Origin of the sequence: Limnofasciculus baicalensis BBK-W-15 (assembly GCF_024178385.1) — a bacterium.
Lineage (GTDB): Bacteria > Cyanobacteriota > Cyanobacteriia > Cyanobacteriales > Coleofasciculaceae > Limnofasciculus > Limnofasciculus baicalensis.
Window position 1 is genome coordinate 1 of sequence record NZ_JAMZMM010000394.1, and the last position, 5,244, is coordinate 5,244.

General features: G+C 45.6%; 4 protein-coding genes. 2 read left to right on the forward strand and 2 right to left on the reverse strand.

Annotated features, from left to right (window positions below; all coding sequences use genetic code 11):
• Both cimA and NJ959_RS25165 read left to right on the forward strand, forming a co-directional pair.
• Positions 1 to 1,034 (forward strand): citramalate synthase (gene cimA, locus NJ959_RS25160; protein WP_254014498.1); only part of this gene is annotated, 1,034 nt, incomplete at its 5' end.
• A 265-nt stretch (positions 1,035 to 1,299) separates the two neighbouring features.
• On the forward strand, positions 1,300 to 1,518 hold the full coding sequence (locus NJ959_RS25165; RefSeq protein ID WP_254014499.1) for a DUF4327 family protein: 219 nt from the start codon (positions 1,300 to 1,302) through the stop codon (positions 1,516 to 1,518).
• Between the two features lie 114 nt (positions 1,519 to 1,632).
• On the opposite strand, the gene NJ959_RS25170 is transcribed toward NJ959_RS25165, so the two are convergent.
• Both NJ959_RS25170 and NJ959_RS25175 read right to left on the reverse strand, forming a co-directional pair.
• Positions 1,633 to 2,853: an FHA domain-containing serine/threonine-protein kinase gene (locus NJ959_RS25170; protein WP_254014500.1), complete on the reverse strand. Its 1,221-nt coding sequence runs from the start codon at positions 2,851 to 2,853 to the stop codon at positions 1,633 to 1,635.
• A 184-nt stretch (positions 2,854 to 3,037) separates the two neighbouring features.
• Positions 3,038 to 5,244, reverse strand: a 2,207-nt coding sequence (locus tag NJ959_RS25175) for a serine/threonine phosphatase (RefSeq protein ID WP_309242709.1), incomplete at its 5' end; no start/stop codon positions are given.

A 5,244-nucleotide genomic window follows, 5' to 3' on the forward strand; every position in this document is an offset into this window, starting at 1 on the left:
CATTTTCCCATTCCCCATTCCCCATTCCCCAATTAGGCATTCACACCCACAATGACTCAGAAACCGCTGTCGCCAATGCCCTTGCGGGAGTACTAGAAGGAGTTGGGATGGTTCAAGGTACAATCAATGGTTACGGAGAACGCTGTGGTAATGCTAATCTCTGTTCAGTGATACCCAATTTGCAGTTAAAGCTAGGATACAAATGTATTCAAGATGACCAATTAGCAAAACTCAGCCAAGCTAGTCGTCTAATTAGTGAAATAGTTAATCTCGCCCCTGACGATCATGCGGCTTTTGTAGGTAGGTCAGCATTTGCTCACAAAGGTGGAATCCACGTCTCAGCGGTGGCAAAAAATCCCCTAACTTACGAACATATCCAACCAGAACAAGTAGGGAACCAGCGGCGGATTGTCATTTCCGACCAGTCAGGGCTGAGTAATATTATAGCAAAAGCCAAGAGTTTCGGTCACGAACTCGACAAAAAAGACCCTACCTGTCGGGAAATCTTACAACGAATGAAAGACCTAGAAAGTCAAGGCTATCAATTTGAAGCCGCCGAAGCCAGTTTTGACTTACTGATGCGGGAAGCATTAGGATATCGGGAGCCGCCCTTTGAGTTAAAGGGTTTTCACGTTCATTGTGATATGCTACAAGAGACACAGGGATCTTTGAGAAATTGCATGGCAACAATCAAAGTTGCTGTCAAGGGTCATGAGATGCTTTTGGAAGTAGCCGAAGGAAATGGACCAGTATCGGCACTAGATAAGGCTTTGCGTAACGCCTTAGTGCAATTTTATCCAGAAATTGCCAGTTTTTACCTGACCGACTACAAAGTACGGATTCTGGATGGTGGCGCGGGGACTTCCGCTAAAACCCGCGTTCTGGTAGAATCTAGTAATGGCGAACAACGCTGGACGACCCTAGGCGTTTCTACCAATATCTTAGAAGCCTCCTACCAAGCTGTGGTGGAAGGTATAGAATATGGTTTGCTGTTGCGCTCTCCTGGGAAAACGGTGCTACAATCTTCTAGTTGATAGTTGATGCCAATTTTCTATCTTGACACTCTCCGGCGTGAACGGACAGGGATTCTTGGCGAAAAGAAACCACTTACACTAGAGTCCTTTATAGTAATTTCCGTACATTTTCAAAAAAAGACTTGCATAAATGTCCCATGATGCGGTAAAACTATACATGAGTGTTTTCTTGCCGAGCAGAACTCTACGAACCGGCGTAATAGAGAAATCAGGAAGCACTTGAGTTCAAGGATTTGTAAAACTTATTTCAAAAGTAATTCACAGTATGATTCAGCAAGTTACTCACCCAATGGTGAAGTTACAACGTCAGGTGCATTCCCTGGTGAAATCGAAAATTATTAAGCCAAGCGATAGCATTTGGAAAATAGCCCTGCTATATGGGGATGATTGGGCCTTCTGGAAGAAGGAACTGATCGAATTTGGCTTTACCATGCAAGATCCGATTGCCGACTTGTTGGCAGTAGAAGCATGGGATGAAGAGTAAGAGGGAAAAGGGGCAAGAGAGAGTTGAGTTTCAAGTGTTGAGTGTTGAGTTTTGAGTTCTCAATTAATTAAAACTATCTTTCCACCCCACTCACCACTCACCACTCCCTCTTAGCTATAAGCAAGCCGCCAAAGCGTGGGAAAGCTCTTTGGCTGTTTGGTAGCGATCGCAAACATTGGGTTCACAGACTCGATCGATCGTTTGCCTTAATGGTGGTGCGATCGTAGAAACACCTGATAAGTCAAACCTGTATAGCGAACCGCGCTTATTCCAAAACTTGAGGGGCGGTTTCCCTGTCAGTAGAAAAATTAGGGTTGGGCCAATAGCATAAAGATCGGATTGAGTGACCGGAATACCTCGATCTTGTTCTGGTGCGCTGTAGCCCTCAGCACCAATTCGAGTTCCTGGCAACGTACCAATTTCTTTGACAGCGCCAAAGTCTAGCACAAAAATTTGATTATCCCGATGGCGAAGCAATAAATTTGCGGGTTTAATATCCCGATGAATTAGAGGTGGTGAGCAAGAGTGGATGTATTCCAAGATGTAACAAGTCTGAATCATCCAGTCAATCGCCTCTCTAGGTGTTACCGGACCACTCGTTAGCACCCGCTGCTCTAAATCCTGACCATGGATTAATTCCATAGCCAGATATTTTTTGCCACCCTCGACAAAAAAGTCGTAGTACTGAGGAATTCCTGAATGCTTCAGCGCCTTGAGGGTACGAGCTTCTCGCTCAAAAAGTTCTTGGGCTTTAGGAATTTGCATCATGTCGGAATTCATTTCCTTAAGCACCAACAGGGAGGGGCGTACCTCGATCTGAGCTATTTTATCCCAGGCTAGATAGGTTGTACCCATTCCCCCCTGTCCGAGGGTGCGCAGCACCTGATAGTGGCGGATAAGTCTCTGAACTACCAAAGGTTGGCCGCAGTGAATGCAGAACAAATTTCCTGGAGGATTGCCCTGGTGAGAGCAAAAATTGCCTTCAGGAGTTTGAGGAATGGGGGATGGGGTAGGACGAGAAACTGGATTGATTTGAAATTTGAGCAATGGACCTTCTCGTGCTAGTCGGATTAGGGCATTTTCAGGTAACCACTCTCGCGACACCAAGACACCATTGATATAGGTGCCATTAGATCCCTGATTGACGATCTGCCACCGATTGCCAGATTTGGCAGTTATCACCCTCAATTCCAGGTGATGCCTAGAAACTAAGGGATCGTTAAGCACGACATCATTATCAGGAGAACGACCAATCAGAATTGTGGATTGGATCGGGAAATGCCACTTTTGCACTGGGGTGGATGCCTGCGGGTGTAAAAGGGTCAAAGTGACCATGGTTTAGCCGAGACAGGGAATAGGGAATAGGGAATAGGGAATAGGGAATAGGGAATAGGGAATGGGGGAAGAGAGTTTTAAGTTTTGAGTTTTGTTAGCGCAGCGGGACGAAGTCCGTTTTGAGTTTTAAATTCTCAAACAAAACTCTCTAGCCTCTAACCCCTTCTTAGCCAAAGAAAATAAATCACCAACGTTGCTCAAAGTTGGGTCGTACCTTAACCCGGATCAGGATAGTCGTGATGTTATCGTAACCATTATGCTCATTAGCTAGGCCAATTAACTTCTCAACACCCTGATCGAGATTAGCATGGGTTCTCAGCAAAGGGACAAGATGATCGTGCCAATGACTTTCGATCAAGTCATTATCCGACAAACCATCAGAACATAGAATAAATAGCGTATCTTCATTCAACTCCAAAAACTTCACGTCAGGATTGACAAATTGATCCGAACGTGGTCCCAATGCTTGAGTAAGTTGGTAGGCATCAGGACGGGCATAAGCGATCGTGGCATCTACTCCCCGCATAATCTCTCGTTGACCGACTTCATGATCGATGGTGAGTTGCTCTATACCAGATTTGCGAGTCAGGCGATAGACTCGACTATCTCCAACATGAGCGATCGCCACCTTAGTATTCTGAATTAAAATCATTACCAGTGTCGTCCCCATCCGACCACTACCAGAGCGAGCATCTTGTTGATTGACATCGTAAATAGCCTGGTTAGCGATCCGGATCGCCTCACGAATACTCTCCTCTGTTGGCAATTCGTCATGCCAATGGTCTTGAAAATACTTTGAGAGGGTTTCAACTGCCATGGAACTAGCAATTTCTCCTCCTAAGTGTCCGCCCATGCCATCACAGAGAATATACAAGCCACGGGCATCTAGAGTGCGACTTTTGGGAGTTTCCTGCTTTTTGACTTCTGTCCGGATACCAAAGCAGTCTTCGTTATGGGAACGAGTATGACCGATATCAGTCCGTCCCACATCATCAAGACTGAGTAACTGCATCGGGAGGACAACAGTTTGATCGTTACTGGTATTCTCATCGGTGGCAGTTGGGAAAACATTATCTTCTTTCGGTGATTGAATTGATAATTCTGGAAATAGACTATCTAACTCTGGGGAAACCAAAACAGGTTCTTCGACTGTGGCGATTTGAGTTAGACGCGATCGCAATTCTTCAATAGTGGTAATTTCATGGGCACACAAATCTTGAAATACTGTCCCCAAGGAAGTAAGTTGGGTTCGCTGGGAGGTGCTAAATAACCGCCGCCAGGTTTGCCCCAAATCTTCTAGAGTTAAGGGTTCGTCTTTGGGTTCTTGGTAAAGGCGTTCCAGACAAAGGACTCCGTATTTATCCACTCGCAGATTAGTAATTTCTAACAGACTCTGGCGACAATGCCAAGGTTCTAGAGCCTGCCACAGTTGAGTCATTTCATCGAGCCATGATAATATCTGACCTGTGGGAATATCTTCAGCACCCCATAACTCACTGAGGAGTTGCCACTCAGATCTGTCTTCCAGCAAAACTACTGTTTCTCCATTCTCTTGCCAAGCATCGTGAATGTCCGGCACTGTTGTAGAGTAGGATTCCTTCAGCGCTAAATATGGCTCTGCGATCGCAGGAATACCAAATATTTTGGCAGATTGGAGCGGACCATCCTCGGTCTGCTGGCGCACGGATTCTAAAAGTGATTTTAAAAGTGATTTTTGGAACGGCTGGCAGTCTAATACCCGGACAGATGTCTCGTAGCCTGTTTTTGCTTCGGGGACTGACTGTTCTTGATTTAGAGGTTCTAAGAGTCGGTAGCGCTCTTGGGCATCCAGATAGATAGGTTGTGGAGAGGATAGTTTTGATGAGTGATTTTCTATTTCCTCTTGGCTGTGTACAGTTTCCCCTTCCTCATTTTCCTGTTGCTCTGATTCCACAAAAGATCCTTCTATTGCGGTTGGGGATTGGTGTCGATTTTGGTCATCGGTGGCTGGGGGTGTAAGTGTTTTGACTGGGGAAGTTTCGGCTTCATTTGGAACGCTCTCCACCGCCATCGCAAGCTGAATCTGTGACTCTTCATCCATTACTCCATCGATCTCGATTGCCGATACTGGGGATGCTTCTAGAGGATCGGGTTGAGATAGTGGAAAATCGCCTTCTTGGGTTAGAATCGCATACCAAACAGTACCTGTGAAGGCATTGCATTCTTGGCAATTTTCTGAATTAACTGGGACTTGGGCACCACATTGATGACAAGTTTTATGGATCAGGGAAGCTCCACATTTCTGACAAAATTTATTGGTATTGGGATTTTCAAACTTACACTGGGGGCAAATTAACATAGGGAACTTCCTTGATGGAGTGGGGAGTGGGGAGTGGGTTTTTTGGAGTAGGG

What these genes read in the sequence shown, in the direction of transcription:
- NJ959_RS25165 (WP_254014499.1), top strand. Translation starts at nt 1,300, where the DNA reads ATGATTCAGCAAGTTACTCACCCAATGGTGAAGTTACAACGTCAGGTG.
- NJ959_RS25170 (WP_254014500.1), bottom strand. Translation starts at nt 2,853, where the DNA reads ATGGTCACTTTGACCCTTTTACACCCGCAGGCATCCACCCCAGTGCAA.